Below are 15,669 nucleotides of genomic sequence, written 5' to 3'. Positions count from 1 at the left end.
GTTTCTCTTTTTCAACGCCCCCTTTTCAGCACGCATCCCTGAACGCATTCCAGGACATCACTTCATCATGAAACTCGAACTCGAAGGCAAGACCGTACTCATCACCGGCGCCTCCAAAGGCATCGGCCTCGCGGCCGCCCATTCGTTCGCGGCCGAAGGCTGCCACCTGCAACTGGCCGCGCGCGACGGCGTGGCGCTGGCCGCGGCCAAGGAAGAGATCGAGAAGATCTACCCGATCAACGTGCGCATCCACCCGATGGACCTGGCCGCCCCCGGCGCCATGCAGCAGCTGGCCGAGGCGGCGGGGCATGTCGACATCCTGGTGAACAACGCGGGCGACATTCCGGCCGGCCCCATCGAGTCGCTGGACTTCGCCGTGGTGCGCCGCGGCTTCCAGCTGAAGGTGCTGGGCTACATGGAGCTCACGCAGATCTACTACGCGCGCATGAAGGCCGCGGGCGGCGGCGTGATCGTGAACGACATCGGCAACTCCGGCGAAAACTGGGACGCCAACTACATCGCCGGCTCCACCGGCAACGCGGCCGTGATGGCCTTCACGCGCGCGCTGGGCGGCGTGAGCCTGGACGACGGCATCCGCGTGGTGGGCGTGAACCCCGGCCCGGTGGCCACCGACCGCATGGTCAAGCTCATGAAGCGCCGCGCCTTCGACACGCACGGCGACGAAGGCCGCTGGGAAGAGCTGTTCGACAACTACCCCGGCGGTCGCCCGGCCACGCCCGAAGAGGTGGCCGAGCTGATGGTGTTCCTGGCCTCGCCGCGCGCGGGCTACATCACGGGCACGGTGGTGACCATCGACGGCGGCATCGCGGCACGCGGCTCCATCATCAAGACCAGCAAGAAGGTGGTCGAGGCCGAACAGGCCCGGAGGCTCGCGGCATGAACGCGGCGCTGAACCCCGCAGCCGTGGCGCCCGCAGTGCCCACCGTGACCAGCGACGCCGAAACCCGCAATCAGTATTTCGACCGCCTGTTCACCAACCCCGAGCTGATGTGGCTGGGCCAGAACACCAACCACTTTCCGCTGCACCCGGCCGTGAAGAAGGCGCTGCACGACGCCATCGACGACGAGAGCTTTCACGCCTATGCGCCGCCGCTGGGCATGGAAGCATTGCGCGCGGCCATCGTGAGCGACCTGGGCGTGCCGAACCAGTCGGCGGTGGTGACCGACGGCGCCGTGTCGGCGCTGGCGCTGGCCTGCCGTGCCTTCTGCGTGGCGGGCAAGGGCTTTGTCACCACCGACCCGGGCTGGAAGTGGCCGCTGCAGTTCGCGGCCAAGGCCGGCTCGGTGATCACCGAGATTCCGATCTACGGGCCCGAGTACGGCTTCAAGCTGTCGGCCGAGGCGCTGGCCGCGTCCACCGACGCGAACACCGCCGTCATCTACCTGGTCGACCCCAATAACCCGCTGGGCACCACGTACACCGAGGACGAGATCCGCGCTTTTGCAGACCGCGCGAGGGAGATCGGCGCCGTGCTGATCCACGACTGCACCTACCGCGACTTTGCCGACAGCCACACGCTGGCCTCGCGCTTCTACCCGGAAGGCACGGTGACCATCGTGAGCTTCTCGAAATGGCTGGGCCTGGCCGGCCTGCGGCTGGGCGCGCTGGTGGCCTCGCCCGAGTTGCTCGCGCGCATCCTGCCGCACTCGCAGGCGCCGCTGGGCGCCAGCGTGCTGGCGCAGCGCGCGGCCATCGCGGGCCTGGCCGTCAAGGACGAATGGATGGCCGAGGTGATCACGCAGCAGCGCGAGAACCAGCAAATGATCGTCGATGCCTTCGCCAAGATTCCCGGCTTCGAGGTGCCGGTGTTTCCGTCGCAGGCCAACTTCATCGTGGTCGAGTGCAGCAAGGCGGGCGTGACGCCCGAGGCGCTGGTGAGCGCGCTGGGCGAGCACGACATCATGGTGCGCCAGGGCACTTACCACACGCCGCGCTTCGGCCACCGCTTCATCAAGATATCGACCACCGTGCCCAGGGCATGGGCGCAGGCGCTGTGCGACGTGCTGCCGCAAGCCGTGGAGCGCGCGCGCGGCCTGCCGGCCACGGCGGCGCTGTTCTGAGGAGGCACGCAGCATGAGCTTCGCCACCACCCCCGACGGCACCCGCCTGTACTACGAGACCGCCGGCAGCGGCACGCCCATCGTGTTCGTGCACGAGTTCGGCGGCGACCACCGCAGCTGGGAGCCGCAGATGCGCTACTTCGCGCGGCGCCACCAGTGCGTGACCTTCGGCGCGCGCGGCTATCCGCCGTCGGACGTGCCGGCCGACGTGGAGCGCTATTCGCAGGCCACCGCGGCCGACGACATCGTGGCCGTGATGGACGCGCTGAAGCTGGAGCGCGCGCACATCGTGGGCCTGTCGATGGGCGGCTTCGCCACGCTGCACTTCGGCCTGCGCCACGCGAAGCGCGCGGCCTCGCTGGTGATTGCCGGCGCGGGCTACGGCGCGGAGAAGGAACACGAGGACTACTTCAAGGGCGTCTCGCTCGAGGTCGCGAAGCAGTTCGAGGCGCAGGGCTCCGAGAAATTCGCGCGCACCTATTCGCTGGGCGCGAGCCGCGTGCAGTTCCAGAACAAGGACCCGCGCGGCTGGCAGGAGTTCGCGACCTGGCTGGGCGAGCACGACGCCGTGGGCGCCGCCAACACCATGCGCGGCGTGCAGGCGCGGCGTCCGTCCATCTACGACCTGGAAGGCGAGCTGCGCGCGATGGCCGTGCCCTCGCTGGTGGTGGTCGGTGACGAGGACGACCATTGCCTGCAGCCTGGCATCTTCCTGAAGAAGACCGTGCCGGCCTGCGGCCTGGCGGTGATGCCCAAGACCGGCCACACGCTGAACCTGGAGGAGCCCGCCGCGTTCAACGCCTTGCTGGCGGAGTTCTTCGCGCAGGTCGAGGCCGGCCAGTGGAAGCCGCGCGACCCGCGCGCGCTGCCCAGCCAGATCATGAAGACCGACTGATGAACGCCGAAGCAGCCACGGTGGCGCAGGTGACCGACCAGGCCGGTGAGCACACCGGTGAGCACACTGGCATCTGGCGCATCGATGCCGACCGCCTCTGGGACCGCCTGATGACGCTGGCCCGCATCGGCGCCACGCCCGGCGGCGGCGTGGACCGGCAGGCGCTGAGCGCGGAAGAAATCGCCTCCTGGCACACGATGATCGACTGGGCGCTGTCGGCTGGGCTGGAGCCTTCGACCGACGCGGCCGGCAACCTCTTCATCGCGCTGCCCGGGGCTGACCGTGACGCACCGCCCGTGCTGGCCGGCAGCCACCTCGACAGCCAGCCCGGCGGCGGGCGCTTCGACGGCGTGTATGGCGTGGCCGCCGCGCTGGAGGTGCTGACCACGCTGTCGCAGCGCGGCGTGCGCCCGCCCGTGGACATCGTGTGCGTGGCGTGGATGAACGAAGAGGGCTCGCGCTTCGCGCCCGGCATGATGGGCTCCGAAGCCTTCGCCGGCGTGCGCAGCCTGGAGGCCGTGCGCGCGGTGCGCGATGCCAAGGGCGTCTCGGTGGCCGATGCGCTCGACGCGCTGCACGCGGCGTTTCCGGCGCTGCGCCGGCGGCCGCTCGGGTTTGCGCTGGCGGCGTATGTCGAGGCGCACATCGAGCAGGGCCCGATCCTGGAGGCCGAGCAGCGCGTGATCGGCGTGGTCACCGGCATCCAGGGCAAGAAGACCTTCGACATCGTCATCGAGGGCGAGCGCGGCCATGCCGGCACGCTGGCCATGGCCGACCGGCGCGATGCGCTGGAGGCGTTCTCGCGCATGGCGATGGTGCTGTACGCGCAGATCGGCGGCTACGACGAGGCGGTGAAGTTCACCATCGGGCGGGTGCTGGTCGAGCCCAATGCGCCTTCGGTGGTGCCGGAGCGCGTGTCGCTGCGCATCGACCTGAGGCACCCCGACAACGCGGTGCTCGAGCTGCTGGGCGAACGCCTGGCGGCGTCGTGCGAGCTGTTCGCCATGCCGTGCCGGGTGACGGTCACGCCGCTGGTCGATGCGCCGTCGAACGACTTCGACCCCGCGCTGCAACGCGCCATCGCGCAGGCGGCCGAGCGCATCGGCGAGCCGCACATGCCCATTCTTTCGGCTGCCGGCCATGACGCGCGCCACATGGCGCCGCTGTGCCCGAGCGCGATGATCTTCATTCCCTGCCGCGACGGCGTGAGCCATGCGGAGCACGAGTGGGCCGAGCCCGCGCACGTGACCGCGGGTGCGAACGTGCTGCTGCGGGTGCTGCTGCCGTATGCCTTGCCCGGTGCAGGCACGGGCACAGCCACAGCCACAGAGGAGGGCGATGCGCCATGAATGCCAGTGTCTTGAATGCCCCTGTCGACATGGCCGACCTGCCCATGCAGCATCCGCGCGCGCCGGCCAGCGCGGCGCAGGCGCGGGCGCGATTCTTCAACTCGGGCAACGCCTTCAACGTGAAGCTGCCCGAGGTGCCCGCGCGCCTGTTCTCCGCGCCGCCGGAACACCGCTTCGGCGTGTTCGACTGCGACCAGTCGCGCGCCCTGGGGTGCGGCTTTGCGGCCACCACGCCGCTGATGCTGGCGCGCTATGTGCGCATTGCCGCACGCGACGCGCTGCTGCCGCTGGACGTGGGCGCCACCGGCTCCGTCTGGTACGTGATTGCCGGCAGCGGGCGCCTGTCGGGCGGCGCGGACGGCTTTGCCTTCGACACGGGCGACGTGTTTCTGCTGCCCGGCGCGCGCGGCTACCGGCTCGAGGCCGGCGCGCAAGACCTGCTGCTGTGGACCGTGGGCAACGAGCCGCAGCTGGCCTTCGAGCGCGCGCAGCCCGCGCCCCTGGCGCAGGCGACCATCGATGCGGTGCACTACACGGCAGAGGAAATCGAGCGGCAGTTCGCGCTCATCTTCGCCAGCGGCACGCGCGACGACACCTCGGGCCGCGCGCTGATCTTCTCGTCGGACCGGCAGGCCGCGGCACGCAACCTCACGCCCACGCTCACCCTGAGCTTCAACACGCTGCAGCCGCGCACGCACCAGCGCACCCACCGCCACAACTCCGCCGCGGTCACGCTGGTGGTGCAGGGCGAAGACTGCCATTCGGTGGTCGGCGACGCGCAGTGCCCGTGGGCACCATGGGCCACGCTGGTCACGCCGCCGGGGGCGCCGCACTCGCATCACAACGCGGGTTCGCAGGGCGCGCGCTTTCTGATCGTGCAGGACGGCGGGTTGCACTACCACGCGCGCACGATGGGGTTCGAGTTCCTGGAAGGCGTGGCGTAGGCGTCGAACAGCACGCGAAACAGCGTGTTGAAGGAAGGCGTCACGGGGCTTTCGTCGATTTGTAATTTGCGCAGGCCACCATGCGCGCATGGCAGGCCAACTCATCTCCATCGCACTGACCGTCGACCAGCACGACGGCGGCGACTATTTCTGGGTGCTGCTCGAGTCCTTCGACAATTCGATGGAGTTCGAGCCGCTGATGGAGGCCGCCAAGGGCTTCCACACCTACGCCGAGGCGTTGCAGGCGGGCTATGCGGTGCTGCGCGGGTTGTCTGAAGACCTGAACGTGGGGCCGCGTGAAGACGCCGATGGGGGCGAAGGCGCGGACGATGCCGATGTGCCGGGGCACCGCGAAGACAGCGCGGTTCGCGAGCTCGAGTAGCGGTGCCCGTCATGCAGGGGGCGGTCGGGTCGACGAGCTTGCCGCCCGTAGGCCAATCGGCAGAACCTCCTTGCAGCGCATCCCGGCCACCCGGCGGATGTCCAAAGGCTTTCAGCAAGCGTAGGCTCTGGCCGACATGCTTCGCCATGGCCGGGCGGGAAATTCATGGCTTGCAGATTCAGGTGCCGCCTTCGGCATCCATTGCAGGCCGGTGAATGCGTACGTCGGCCGATCCGACAAGAATCGGGGAGCCCAGATGGTTGAGTATTTCCGGGTAGGCCTGCCCTACATCCGTGTGCGTTTCAAGGTGCCCGCGCGACGCGGCGGGCGCATCGAGTTGCATGGCAAGTTCGGCGTGATCACAGGTGCCAGCGGCGAGTACCTGCTGGTGAAGTTCGATGGCGAGCCCAGCGCGGTCATCGTGCATCCGGTGGAGCCGAACTACGTGGAGTCGGGCGAGGCCACCGAGCCGCCGCCCGCGTTGCCGGCGGACGGTGCGCGGCCGTGTGCCGAGTAGCAGGAGGGCGTGCCTGCATGCGGGCTTATGCTCGTGCCAGTTTTTTTGCGCGACGCGAACCTCCATGAAGAAATCCAAAGCCCCGGCCAAGCCGGCTCCCTACGACATCAAGAAGCAATGGCATTGGGGCCGTGCCATGCGCGAACTCGTCATCGCCGATTTCCTCAAGGACGGCAGGGTGCTGGTGCCCGGCGAGTACACGGGCGAGGGCCCCGCCACCGACGACGGCACCGGTGCGCTGCGCACCGTGGGCGGCATCCAGGTCGGGGCGGCCGACTACGCGGCCGGAACCATGTGGGTGGGCCGCAAGCTGCGGGAAGGCGACTTGCCCGCCGGGCCTGGCGCGAAGGTCGAGGCGAAAGGCACAGAGTCAGAAGCCGTCGAGAGGAAAACCGGCGGAGCACCTTCGGCTGACTAGGGTAAATCCCCGCGATTTTTGTCTCCCGGAGGTCTAAGTTGCATTTGTGACCCACTGTTGGAGACAAACATGTTGATGGTTGCAAAGGTAGTGGCGGTCGGCGCGACCGCCCTCGTGATGGGCGGCACGCCCGCACCGGCCAGCGACCGCGGCGGCGCTGCGCTTTCGGCCTCGCCCGTCGCCTCCGCCGAGCTGAATTCGACCCAGACAGGCCCTGCATGCCCGAGCGGCTGCAATGTCTGGCGAATGATCTACGACGGTCGGCGCTGAGAGCGGGCGCTTCGGGCTTGAGCGGCCTCGCGCGGGCCGCGGGGGCGGCTTGCACTGTCTGGCTCGCAGCCTCCGCGGGACATCCCATTGACACGGCATTTGCACGGGCTGGTTTACTGTGGTCAAAAACTGTATATTCATACAGTCTTTTTTGGCAACAGGCCTTTCACGGGTGCGCCACGCGCTGGAGGCGATGAACCATGAACCAGTTTGAGCTTTTCTTTCCACGGGCTGTCGCCGCGACGGCGATGCCTGCGGCCATGCCGCGTCATGCACCTGCCGTGACGCGTCACGTGCCTGTGGCGGCTCGTCCGATGGCAACGGTGGCAACGGTGACAGCGATGGCCGCAGTGGCCGAGCCACCCGCATCCATGTCGTCGCCGCCTTCGCCGCCTTCGAGGGCAGCGCGTGAAGCGCCGTTCCGCTTCGAAGACATCGAAGTCGAGCCGCGTGTCACGTACACCGTGCGGCTCGCCGACTACGCGCACCCCGCAGCCGACGCCTCGAAGGTCGCCGAACAGCGCTTCCGGCGCGAGATCGACCGGCAACTGGGCGACGACGTGGTGCCAGCGCTGCGCGCGTTCCAGAACGCCAGCGAGTCGAGCGAGAGCGACCTGTCGAAGGCCGAGATCGCCATGGCCAAGCGCTGGGCCAAGGCCTACGACGCGGCGCGCACCGCGGGCTTTCGCGACCTGGGGGACACCGACGAGGCCTTCTTCGACGTGCGGCCGGTCTGACCGGCAGCCGCGCGTTCGACCGGGCAACGAATCCGTTTCGGGCGGGGCTGCGTAAAGCAGTCTGGAAGGCCCGGTTGCTAGGCGGTGCGTTTGCTTGCAAGACGCCCGCGTCACCGCATGGCCGTTTCTGTACTCCCCCGATGCTGGAGAAAGCCATGGCGACCTACGAGAAAGTGATCCGCGAAACCGGCCGGTTCCACGTGGTGGATGCCGACGACCGCGAGGGCACGGTCGTCGAGTACACGACCTACTTCCTGCGCCTCAGCCTTCACAAGTCCTACAGCCCGAAGGTCGCGGATGTCTCGTACCGCCTGCTCGACGGTCAACTGGTGAACCGCACGCGCGCCGGGCACTTCGACACGGGCAACGGGCTTTGCAGGTTCTTCGCGGTCGAAGAGGGCGTGCACTGAGGGCGAGCGCCCGGATGCCGGTTTGCCGCGCGCGATCGCATTGCGCGACGAGGCGTCAGGGCTTTTGAGGTTGCAGGTAGCCCGAGTAGCACTCGGGGCTGTTCTCGCTGCCCTGCGTGCAGTCGGAGAAGAGGTACAGCGCCTCGATCTCGATGACGGGAACCGGCTTGTTCAGCACCGTCTGTTGCCCGGCCACGCGGCCTTCGAAGCTCGCCAAGGTGAACTGGGCGACGAGCTTGCTGTCGTAGTACCCCGCGCCGCAGGCGACGAACTGCTGCTCGTCGCGCGGCCACTGCAGCACGCCTTGCGCGTCGGAGGTGGCATGCAGCAGCGTGAAGCACTGACGGCCGGGCTCGCGGGTGTCGATGGCGTTGATGCCGCCGGTCCATTTCACGCGCTGGCCTTGGGCTTGGGGTGTCAGGGCTTGGGCGGGGGAGATATTGGCGGCCGGGCCTTTCGGTGTGCGGCCAGGTCGATTGGCTTCGCGGCTCGCGGCGAGTGCGGCGGGTGCGGCGCTTTGCGACGGGGGCGTATCGTTGGGGGAGGGCGTTGCGCAGGCTGCGAGCAGGGCTGCGGCGCAGAGCGTGGCGGTGATGCGGCGGTCGGGGGAAGAGGGCATCGGTGCAATGTACTGCGGGGATGCGGGGGACGATGCAGGTGGTCTGGACCGTCGAGGCGTTCGGTGTTGGGCCGAGCAGCTGAAGGTTAGAGGAATCGAGATCGGTTGGAGACCGAAATGGCCTGCCCGGAGGGGATCGAACCCCCGACAACCTGCTTAGAAGGCAGGTGCTCTATCCAACTGAGCTACGGGCAGATATGAGGCCGGAAAGAAGCCATGCAGATCGATGGCTTGGCGCGCTTTTCGTTCAGCGCCGGCAGCGGCGGATTCTACCCAGTTCCATACTTTCTCCCGGGCGACGACGCCTGCCGGTTCAACGCCGCGTCGGTACAGGCCGTCTCGCGTCTCCAACATTCAGAAGACCGCGAGAGATGCTCCTACGTGGCCAAGCCAGGGCACCATGACAAAATCGTCTACGAGACTGGCGCCCGCCGGTACAGCCTGAAGCAATCGATGGATCCCGAAAAAAGCCGTGCGTTCGCCAACTTTGCCGTGAAGGTCAGAAGTGACAGCGTGCGCGACGGCCTTGCGCTTCTGCTCAAGCGCACCGACTACCGCTTCATCGGCATCTGGCGCTTCGAGAACGGCAAAGCCAATGCGGTCGTGCACTACGACCGTGAAAATCCCGAAGTCCTCACGGCCACCGAAGTGCCCGACACCGCAACGTACTGCTGCTACGTGCGCGAAAGCGGGCAGCCGTTCATGACGCCGAATGCATTGGTCGACGCTCGGCTGGGCTCGCATCCCGCGCGCGAACAGGTGTTGAGCTACTGCGGCGTTCCCGTCATGGACAGCTTCGGCAACATTCTTGGCACGCTGTGCCATTACGACCTGGTTCCGCGCGACGTCGCTCAGGTGGACATCGAGTTGATGCTCAGCGTCGCCAGCTTCCTGGCGCTGGGTGGCCATGTTCCGCCGTACCCGTCTGATTCGGGCGCTGCTTCGTAGTCTCGGGATGGAGGGCCGTCTCGGAATGACGGCCTGAGCTTCTAAGCGGCTGGGATGTTGGCCGGGCCCCAGCAAGAATTCAGAAGCGGAAACGAAAATGCGGACAGCCACTTGAATGACTGTCCGCATTACGATTTCTTTGGGGCGAAAGCGCTTGAATGATGGGGAGGTGGGCAGCGGCGGGCAGAACAGCGCGGGCCAGGCGCAGTACATCTACCTGCCGACGGCCAACGGGCCGATGCCGATCGCAGCGGTGATTAACGGTGCGACGTTCGCAGTACACAGCGATCACTTGAACACGCCGCGCAAGCTCAGCAATGCGAGTGGGCAACCGGTCTGGCAGTGGAGCTACAGCGCGTTCGGTGAAGACAAGCCGACGCTCGCGAAGAACCGGTTTGCGAATCTGGAGGTGACGCCAAACCCGGGCACCACCAACATCGCGGACGTGAAGTTCAATCTGCGATACCCAGGGCAGTACTCTGATGAAGAGTCGGGACTGTTCTATAACGGGTACAGGACCTACATTCCGACCCTTGGACGGTATACACAGAGCGACCCTATTGGCCTTGACGGGGGCTGGAATCGATTTGGCTATGTGAACGCAGACCCGCTCAACTACCTGGATGAAGACGGATTGCAGGCAAGACCTCCTCGAGCAGCGGTCGGCCCGCTGTCGGTGTCTTACGGAGAGTCGGTTGCGGCGGGGCAGGTCAGCGGTCTTCTTTCGCAGATTCGTCGATACGACCCATCATTTACCTATGACGTGGTAAGACCATCCAGAGGATCAGGCAGTGGATATTCGCGAGCGGACGTTAATATTCTTGGATCCTTGCTCCGTGGATATGAACGAAATCAGACTTGCCCGAGGGATGGTGTGCAGCCAGGCAGACTCATAGGTGATCAACGCGGCAACGTAATGGTCGAGCCAGTCGGAGGGCGAACGGTACCTCGAGGGCCAGGCGGGGTGGATACCCATACCCTATATCCCAATGGCTCGAATTACATGCGGTTGAATCCGGTCGGTCACGCGAATAACCCCACTCCCAATGGCCACGGGCACGCGATGGGGACAGGATCAGGAATGTCCGGTCAGGGGCCATCCCTCAGTCCCACTGGAAATATTGTGCCATTCACCAGTTCAGATGCTCATTGGCCAATTAACTAAGGAAATACATGAAGCTTGAAAAATTCATGCGCTCTGTCTACTTGGGCGACCGGGCATGCAAGTCCATTGTGATGGACGGTCGCAATCGTGAGTTAAAAATTCAGATTGACTGCATTTCGCGCGTGCGCTCCGAAAAGTGGGAAAACTACACGGCAGAGGATTTGGTGGATGGATTTTTAGTTTTCGAGGATGTCGAGAGCGTGACGTTTACCCCTCCAGGCTGTATACCAAACGACTGGATTGAGTGGGCTTCCATCTATGAAGACTTCATGCAGTCAGGTATGAACAAGTTCGTTATCAACGCCGGATCTGTTGACAAGCAAGGCGATGAAAAAGAGATTCAGCTTTGCATTCTTGCTCGGACCGCCGCATTGGAAGATTCCAAGGGTTCTCGCATCCGGAATTAAAGTGCACTGCGAAGCGCGCGCTGCACGCTCAGCTTCCACGCTGGGCCGTGTTCTTCACCGTCCGAACAGCTGCCGAGCAATCAACGGTCCGAGCAGCCCCGTCAGGAACGGATGGTGCTCACCGGATCAACGATGCCAGCAGATTGCCGCTGCCGATGATCCGTGACTGCGGGTCTTGGTCTTGAAGGCTCGGAGGTCGGCGCCGTCTAAATCACTCCAAAGAGAGCGATTTAACGCGGGGCTCGGCTTGCCATGCGCGCGACACTCGGCGGCACCATGCTACGGGCCAGGTGTGTGGCAAGCATCGACGAAAGCCCTTGCGGAAACCGTCGGAAGTACCCTCGAAAAAGACTCGCCCCCGCCCCATGTAGAGGACGGCCGAATGCACCCAACTCTGGTGAGGTCGGCCAGCGAAATTAAAACATGGCTCGAAGGTTCTAGGACCTCATTCTGACCTTTTGGCGCCATCGAAGCGGTGCTTGGAAGAAGAGCAGTCAGCACGCCGTCGTGCTGGCACTCCGCGAACGGAAGCGCATAGATCGCGTCCATGACCGCAACATCCAGCGAAGTGAGCTGCTCAAGAATCGAAGCGTATGCGCGGCGGATTTCGAACGGGAAGTCGGCATTTCCGGCGTTGACGAGTAATGCCGCCCAACGGTCCTGCAGCATGTCGTCGTCTTCGAGCGATGCTCCCTGTATTAGCGGAAGCGCCAGCTTTAAAGGAACCGCACGAGTGGGGCTGCTCAAGCCCGACCGGCGCAAAAACTCTTCGGCTCGCAGCATCAGGCGATGCTGGCGCTCCCAGCGGGTATATCGAAGCCGGTCCTCGAAAATTCCCATGCCTTGCTCGAGAGGCCCAGCAATGAACTTTGCGATAAAGCCGCCAGCGTCGCGGGCTGCGTCAATTGCCTTGCCTGTTGTCTTGGCGATCTCTTCGACCGCCTTTGCCTCTTCGTCCATGCTTAGCCTTGCAGCGTTGGGTGACCGCCAGTTGGGCGAGGATGCCATAGCGCCGAGTGTCCCTAGAACGGTACGCAAGGCGCCGGTACGCAGCACGGTACGCACCAAAGCCAGGTTAGCGCCGCGCTGGTTAGTGCCGAGGTTAGTGCCTGTCGGGCTAGGTGCCGTGGGCGCGGTTCAGGGTTTCCAGGTGAAGGCCATCGATCTCCGCATCCCGCGCTGCCACGACGGCCTGGCCGATGGTGTTCCGCGTCACGTTGGCCAGTACGCCGCCGGCCAGCGTGTGCCGCTTGCCGCCGCGCAGCAGGATGTTCCCGTGCCAGTGCCCTGTGTTGCCGTCGAGGTCGTACTCGACCGTGTATTGCACGACTCGGCCGCTGCCGGCCTGCGTGTGATCGCCGCCAATCTTGAGCGTGTAGACCTCCTGGGGTTGGTGGCGCAGTATGAATCGCCGGTGCGCACGCGGCGAGCGCTAGCAACATCCGAGGTCGAGAAAATCGACATCCACCACTGGCGGAAGCATCGGGGGTGGTGCTCGAAACGTCCCGAATCGGGCGGCGCACCGCATGGATGCTGGAATCTGGGTGGTGGTCGCCGCGCGCGTGAAATTGACGAATTGATCAATCCTTCAATCTGCGCGACCGTCTCGTCAGAGATCTGAGACGGTCGCCTCTAGTTTTCCTGGCACCCCAAGATCGCCACAAGGTCAGGACGGTTGAAAAGTCATCCACCGTGAAATGGCTCAGTTTTGAGCCAACCCCAGCCTGGCTCCAGCATTAGCGCAATATGATGAAGCTGAACCCCCTGGAGGACACATGGAATCACCACTCGACACTCGAGCTACTGCTCAATTCTTCACCGATATCAGTGAGCGTTTTGAAGCGATCTTGCTCGGCTTTTCTACTTTCCGAGACCGCCTTCAGGCGGTCGGCGAAACGAACCCGTATTTCAAATGGCAAGTGAGTGGGCTTACTGAAAACAGGCGCTCTTTCGAGGTGAGATACCTTGATTTGACTGTTAGAGCTGTCCTGTCGGTCCAGCCGCATATTGACCTGCTCGGCGTCATTACTTTTTACAGGCTTGATGACTTCGACCCGCTACAAATCTCCAAGGTTGATTCAGTCGAATTTGATGCGGAGACCGGACGTACAGGCATCAAACACACTGCCGGCACTGACCTGTATATCAACGTGCCCCAGCATGCTGCCGGACTGCTAACCGCCGTGCTTCAAACGGCGTATGTTGCCCGGGGCTGATGGCCTGATGACGCTGTCAAGCGACTTTTAGCGGAATGATCTCGGCGCCCGCGGCCAGCTTGTCGAGGTAGTCTGCCCACTGCTGCATCATCGCGGCGCGCTGCTTCAGGTACTGGGTGCGGTTGTAGGCCCGGCCGTTGGCGTCCTTGACCGCGTGGGCCAGCTGGGCCTCGATCAACAGGGGGTCAACCTCAAGCGTTTCCGCCAGAAGGGTGCGGGCAGTCGCCCGGAAGCCGTGCACCGTCTGCACGGTGGGGCCGTAGCCGAGCGTGATCAGCGCGGCCCGTAGGGTGTTGTCGCTGATGGGCCGCTCGTGGCTTCGTTCACCGGGGAAGACCATGACGCCGTGGCCGGTGAGCGGGTGCAGCTTGCGCAGGATCTCGACGGCTTGCGTCGGCAGCGGCACTAGGTGCGGGTCGCCGTTCTCCTTGCCGGCCTTTCGGCGTTTCATGCGCGCGGCCGGTACGGTCCACATGGCCGCGTCCAAGTCGATCTCTGACCATGCGGCGCCGCGCAGTTCGTTGGGGTGCTGGAAAAGCATGGGCGCGAGCTGCAGTGCCGCGCGCACGATGGGGCCGCCTTGGTATCCCCGGATCACGCGCACGAGCTGCCCCAGCCTCACCGGCTCAGTGATGGCCGCGAAGTGCTTCTTCTGGTGCGGGGTGAGGGCGCCCTTGAGGTCTGCGGTGATGTCTCGCGGCGCACGGGCGGTGGCCACCGAGTAGCGCCACACCGCGCGGGCCGTCATGAGAACACGGTGGGCCACGTCGATGGCGCCTCGCTCTTCAACGCGGCGCAGGGCCGCCAGCAGCTCGATGGGCTCAATCTCGCTGACGCGTCGTGTTCCGAAGTAGGGGAAGAGGTCCTTTTAAAGGTTCCGCTTCTCGCGGATGGCGTAGTGACTGCTCCACCGTGACTCATGCTTGGCGAACCATTCCAATGCCGTCGGCTTGAATGTGTCGGATGCAACGGCGGTTGCCTTCAGCTTCGCAAGCTTGCGGGCCTGCACCGGATCGCGGCCGTCGGACTTCTCGATCTTCGCGACATCGCGGGCCTTGCGCGCCGCGGTCAGGCTGACTTCGGGGTAGCTGCCCAAGGCGAGCTGCTTCTCGACGCCGCCGGTGCGGTACTTCCAAAACCAGCGGCGCGAGCCGGCCGGGCTGACTTGTAGATAGAGGCCTCCGGCATCGCTGAACCTGGCTTGCTTGCGCTGCGGTGGGCAGACGGCATTGCGGCATTGGGCATCGGTCAACATTGGGGTACAGCGTCCGGGTGGTGGGGGTGCGTGTGAGAGCGTTGTCAGAGGGAAAAGGGGGTACAGGCCCCGCCTTTCCTTCAAAACGCCTCTCTGTACCCCCGGTTGTACCCCCGGGAAAACGCGTCAGTCAATGTCGCTCGCTGCCGATCCATGTCAGCCTTGAGGCAAATCCCCCAATGAAAAAGGCCGGTAACTATCACTAGTTACCGGCCTCTGACAATACTGATGGTCGGGGCGAAAGGATTCGAACCTTCGACCCTCTGGTCCCAAACCAGATGCGCTACCAGGCTGCGCTACACCCCGACAAGCCTTCTATTCTAGCCCGGAATAACATCGCTTCAACGCTTCTCGTACTGCGTCCTGCCAAAAAGAGTTTCCCGCTCCTCGTCGCCGGTGAGCGGCTGGCGCAGGTCGGCCAGCACTTTCACGCCGCGCTGCACCGCGGGGCGCGCGGCAATGCCGTCGAACCAGTCCTTCAGGTGCGGGTAGTCGGTGAGGGTGATGCCCTGGTTTTCCCAGCTGCGCAGCCACGGGAAGATGGCGATGTCGGCAATGGAATAGCTCTTGCCGGCGATGAACCTGTTCTTCGACAGCTGCTTGTCGATCACGCCGTAGATGCGCTTGGCCTCGTTGCTGTAGCGCTCGATGGCGTACGCGATCTTCTCGGGCGCGTACAGGCGGAAGTGATGCGCCTGCCCCAGCATGGGCCCGACGCCGCCCATCTGGAACATGAGCCACTGCAGCACGTCGTAGCGCTCGCGGTCGCCGGTGGGCAGCAGCTTGCCGGTCTTGCCTGCCAGGTACACGAGGATGGCGCCCGACTCGAACAGCGAGATCGGCTTGCCTTCCGGACCGTCGGGGTCGGTGATGGCCGGGATCTTGTTGTTGGGGCTGATCTGCAGGAACTCGGGCGCGAACTGGTCGCCCTTGCCGATGTTCACGGGGTGCGCGTGGTACGGCAGGCCGCACTCCTCCAACATGATGTGAATCTTGTGGCCGTTCGGTGTCGGCCAGGAATAGACCTCGATGGGCGATGCGGACATGTCTCGTGC

The 15,669-nt window shown here is 64.9% G+C and carries 21 protein-coding genes, 2 tRNA genes and 1 pseudogene; 16 read left to right on the top strand and 8 right to left on the bottom strand.

Annotated elements, in window-relative coordinates:
* Positions 1-67 precede the first annotated feature (67 nt).
* From QTI51_RS10935 to QTI51_RS10885, 11 genes are all read left to right on the top strand, one after another.
* Positions 68-901: an SDR family oxidoreductase gene (locus tag QTI51_RS10935; RefSeq protein ID WP_116907351.1), complete on the top strand. Its 834-nt coding sequence runs from the start codon at positions 68-70 to the stop codon at positions 899-901.
* Positions 898-2,082, top strand: coding sequence for a pyridoxal phosphate-dependent aminotransferase (locus QTI51_RS10930; protein WP_116907352.1), 1,185 nt, complete (start codon positions 898-900; stop codon positions 2,080-2,082). Before QTI51_RS10935 ends, QTI51_RS10930 begins: the two co-directional genes overlap by 4 nt.
* A 13-nt stretch (positions 2,083-2,095) precedes the next feature.
* Positions 2,096-2,977, top strand: coding sequence for an alpha/beta fold hydrolase (locus QTI51_RS10925; RefSeq protein WP_116907353.1), 882 nt, complete (start codon positions 2,096-2,098; stop codon positions 2,975-2,977).
* A complete protein-coding gene (locus tag QTI51_RS10920; protein ID WP_286515854.1) occupies positions 2,977-4,326 on the top strand; it encodes a Zn-dependent hydrolase in 1,350 nt (449 codons plus the stop codon). Before QTI51_RS10925 ends, QTI51_RS10920 begins: the two co-directional genes overlap by 1 nt.
* On the top strand, positions 4,323-5,270 hold the full coding sequence (locus tag QTI51_RS10915; RefSeq protein ID WP_116907355.1) for a cupin domain-containing protein: 948 nt from the start codon (positions 4,323-4,325) through the stop codon (positions 5,268-5,270). Before QTI51_RS10920 ends, QTI51_RS10915 begins: the two co-directional genes overlap by 4 nt.
* Positions 5,271-5,358: 88 nt before the next feature.
* The gene (locus tag QTI51_RS10910) at positions 5,359-5,652 is read left to right on the top strand and encodes a hypothetical protein (RefSeq protein ID WP_286515855.1); all 294 of its coding nucleotides are present in this window, start codon (positions 5,359-5,361) and stop codon (positions 5,650-5,652) included.
* A gap of 256 nt (positions 5,653-5,908) precedes the next feature.
* On the top strand, positions 5,909-6,169 hold the full coding sequence (locus tag QTI51_RS10905; RefSeq protein WP_116907356.1) for a hypothetical protein: 261 nt from the start codon (positions 5,909-5,911) through the stop codon (positions 6,167-6,169).
* 64 nt (positions 6,170-6,233) lie between these two features.
* Complete coding sequence (locus tag QTI51_RS10900; protein ID WP_116907357.1) at positions 6,234-6,587, top strand: hypothetical protein; 354 nt, start codon at positions 6,234-6,236, stop codon at positions 6,585-6,587.
* Positions 6,588-6,656: 69 nt separating this feature from the next.
* Positions 6,657-6,857, top strand: a complete 201-nt coding sequence (locus QTI51_RS10895; RefSeq protein ID WP_132748715.1) for a hypothetical protein — start codon at positions 6,657-6,659, stop codon at positions 6,855-6,857.
* 371 nt (positions 6,858-7,228) lie between these two features.
* Positions 7,229-7,594, top strand: a complete 366-nt coding sequence (locus QTI51_RS10890; protein WP_503011500.1) for a hypothetical protein — start codon at positions 7,229-7,231, stop codon at positions 7,592-7,594.
* A gap of 155 nt (positions 7,595-7,749) precedes the next feature.
* Complete coding sequence (locus QTI51_RS10885) at positions 7,750-8,004, top strand: hypothetical protein (RefSeq protein WP_132748718.1); 255 nt, start codon at positions 7,750-7,752, stop codon at positions 8,002-8,004.
* 55 nt (positions 8,005-8,059) lie between these two features.
* Here QTI51_RS10885 and QTI51_RS10880 read toward each other — a convergent pair whose 3' ends face one another.
* Positions 8,060-8,398, bottom strand: a complete 339-nt coding sequence (locus tag QTI51_RS10880; RefSeq protein WP_286515857.1) for a hypothetical protein — start codon at positions 8,396-8,398, stop codon at positions 8,060-8,062.
* Positions 8,399-8,741: 343 nt separating this feature from the next.
* Positions 8,742-8,818, bottom strand: a tRNA-Arg gene (locus tag QTI51_RS10875).
* Between the two features lie 21 nt (positions 8,819-8,839).
* Here QTI51_RS10875 and QTI51_RS10870 point away from each other — a divergent pair.
* The 3 genes from QTI51_RS10870 to QTI51_RS10860 all read left to right on the top strand — a co-directional run bounded on the left by QTI51_RS10870 (position 8,840) and on the right by QTI51_RS10860 (position 11,143).
* Positions 8,840-9,571, top strand: coding sequence for a GAF domain-containing protein (locus QTI51_RS10870; RefSeq protein WP_116907360.1), 732 nt, complete (start codon positions 8,840-8,842; stop codon positions 9,569-9,571).
* A gap of 115 nt (positions 9,572-9,686) precedes the next feature.
* Positions 9,687-10,736 carry an RHS repeat-associated core domain-containing protein gene (locus QTI51_RS10865; protein ID WP_116907361.1) on the top strand — a complete coding sequence of 350 codons (1,050 nt, stop codon included), beginning with the start codon at positions 9,687-9,689 and terminating at the stop codon, positions 10,734-10,736.
* Positions 10,737-10,744: 8 nt separating this feature from the next.
* A complete protein-coding gene (locus QTI51_RS10860) occupies positions 10,745-11,143 on the top strand; it encodes a DUF6258 family protein (protein WP_286515858.1) in 399 nt (132 codons plus the stop codon).
* Between the two features lie 279 nt (positions 11,144-11,422).
* Here QTI51_RS10860 and QTI51_RS10855 read toward each other — a convergent pair whose 3' ends face one another.
* Entirely contained in the window at positions 11,423-12,103 is a 681-nt protein-coding gene (locus tag QTI51_RS10855; RefSeq protein ID WP_116907363.1) for an Abi-alpha family protein, read from the bottom strand.
* A gap of 190 nt (positions 12,104-12,293) precedes the next feature.
* On the opposite strand from QTI51_RS10855, the gene QTI51_RS10850 reads away from it, so the two are divergent.
* Entirely contained in the window at positions 12,294-12,764 is a 471-nt protein-coding gene (locus QTI51_RS10850) for a hypothetical protein (RefSeq protein ID WP_132748721.1), read from the top strand.
* Positions 12,765-12,918: 154 nt separating this feature from the next.
* Positions 12,919-13,359: a hypothetical protein gene (locus QTI51_RS10845; RefSeq protein ID WP_132748724.1), complete on the top strand. Its 441-nt coding sequence runs from the start codon at positions 12,919-12,921 to the stop codon at positions 13,357-13,359.
* Between the two features lie 16 nt (positions 13,360-13,375).
* Here the strand turns inward: QTI51_RS10845 and QTI51_RS38940 are convergent, their stop codons facing one another.
* From QTI51_RS38940 to QTI51_RS10830, 5 genes and pseudogenes are all read right to left on the bottom strand, one after another.
* The gene (locus QTI51_RS38940; protein ID WP_503011499.1) at positions 13,376-13,981 is read right to left on the bottom strand and encodes a tyrosine-type recombinase/integrase; all 606 of its coding nucleotides are present in this window, start codon (positions 13,979-13,981) and stop codon (positions 13,376-13,378) included.
* 57 nt (positions 13,982-14,038) lie between these two features.
* A pseudogene (locus tag QTI51_RS39070) lies at positions 14,039-14,215 on the bottom strand (phage integrase central domain-containing protein); the annotation flags it as partial.
* A 12-nt stretch (positions 14,216-14,227) separates the two neighbouring features.
* Positions 14,228-14,614 carry an Arm DNA-binding domain-containing protein gene (locus tag QTI51_RS38935; RefSeq protein ID WP_353506517.1) on the bottom strand — a complete coding sequence of 129 codons (387 nt, stop codon included), beginning with the start codon at positions 14,612-14,614 and terminating at the stop codon, positions 14,228-14,230.
* Positions 14,615-14,843: 229 nt separating this feature from the next.
* Positions 14,844-14,920: transfer RNA gene (locus tag QTI51_RS10835), tRNA-Pro, on the bottom strand.
* A 35-nt stretch (positions 14,921-14,955) separates the two neighbouring features.
* On the bottom strand, positions 14,956-15,660 hold the full coding sequence (locus tag QTI51_RS10830; protein ID WP_116907366.1) for a glutathione binding-like protein: 705 nt from the start codon (positions 15,658-15,660) through the stop codon (positions 14,956-14,958).
* Positions 15,661-15,669 lie beyond the last annotated feature (9 nt).

The sequence above is a fragment of the Variovorax sp. J22G73 genome (assembly GCF_030317035.1).
In the GTDB taxonomy this organism is placed as follows: domain Bacteria; phylum Pseudomonadota; class Gammaproteobacteria; order Burkholderiales; family Burkholderiaceae_C; genus Variovorax.
Note: the sequence above shows the minus strand (reverse complement) of the source record. Positions and strands in the feature narration are given on the sequence as shown.

Excerpts from the sequence above, each read along its gene's own strand:
- QTI51_RS10865 (WP_116907361.1), top strand. The coding sequence starts at position 9,687 with ATGACTGTCCGCATTACGATTTCTTTGGGGCGAAAGCGCTTGAATGAT.
- QTI51_RS10860 (WP_286515858.1), top strand. The coding sequence starts at position 10,745 with ATGAAGCTTGAAAAATTCATGCGCTCTGTCTACTTGGGCGACCGGGCA.
- QTI51_RS10885 (WP_132748718.1), top strand. The coding sequence starts at position 7,750 with ATGGCGACCTACGAGAAAGTGATCCGCGAAACCGGCCGGTTCCACGTG.
- QTI51_RS10830 (WP_116907366.1), bottom strand. The coding sequence starts at position 15,660 with ATGTCCGCATCGCCCATCGAGGTCTATTCCTGGCCGACACCGAACGGC.
- QTI51_RS10930 (WP_116907352.1), top strand. The coding sequence starts at position 898 with ATGAACGCGGCGCTGAACCCCGCAGCCGTGGCGCCCGCAGTGCCCACC.
- QTI51_RS10855 (WP_116907363.1), bottom strand. The coding sequence starts at position 12,103 with ATGGACGAAGAGGCAAAGGCGGTCGAAGAGATCGCCAAGACAACAGGC.
- QTI51_RS10915 (WP_116907355.1), top strand. The coding sequence starts at position 4,323 with ATGAATGCCAGTGTCTTGAATGCCCCTGTCGACATGGCCGACCTGCCC.
- QTI51_RS38935 (WP_353506517.1), bottom strand. The coding sequence starts at position 14,614 with ATGTTGACCGATGCCCAATGCCGCAATGCCGTCTGCCCACCGCAGCGC.
- QTI51_RS10845 (WP_132748724.1), top strand. The coding sequence starts at position 12,919 with ATGGAATCACCACTCGACACTCGAGCTACTGCTCAATTCTTCACCGAT.
- QTI51_RS10900 (WP_116907357.1), top strand. The coding sequence starts at position 6,234 with ATGAAGAAATCCAAAGCCCCGGCCAAGCCGGCTCCCTACGACATCAAG.
- QTI51_RS10895 (WP_132748715.1), top strand. The coding sequence starts at position 6,657 with ATGTTGATGGTTGCAAAGGTAGTGGCGGTCGGCGCGACCGCCCTCGTG.
- QTI51_RS10890 (WP_503011500.1), top strand. The coding sequence starts at position 7,229 with ATGTCGTCGCCGCCTTCGCCGCCTTCGAGGGCAGCGCGTGAAGCGCCG.
- QTI51_RS10920 (WP_286515854.1), top strand. The coding sequence starts at position 2,977 with ATGAACGCCGAAGCAGCCACGGTGGCGCAGGTGACCGACCAGGCCGGT.
- QTI51_RS10870 (WP_116907360.1), top strand. The coding sequence starts at position 8,840 with ATGCAGATCGATGGCTTGGCGCGCTTTTCGTTCAGCGCCGGCAGCGGC.
- QTI51_RS10905 (WP_116907356.1), top strand. The coding sequence starts at position 5,909 with ATGGTTGAGTATTTCCGGGTAGGCCTGCCCTACATCCGTGTGCGTTTC.
- QTI51_RS10925 (WP_116907353.1), top strand. The coding sequence starts at position 2,096 with ATGAGCTTCGCCACCACCCCCGACGGCACCCGCCTGTACTACGAGACC.
- QTI51_RS10910 (WP_286515855.1), top strand. The coding sequence starts at position 5,359 with ATGGCAGGCCAACTCATCTCCATCGCACTGACCGTCGACCAGCACGAC.
- QTI51_RS10935 (WP_116907351.1), top strand. The coding sequence starts at position 68 with ATGAAACTCGAACTCGAAGGCAAGACCGTACTCATCACCGGCGCCTCC.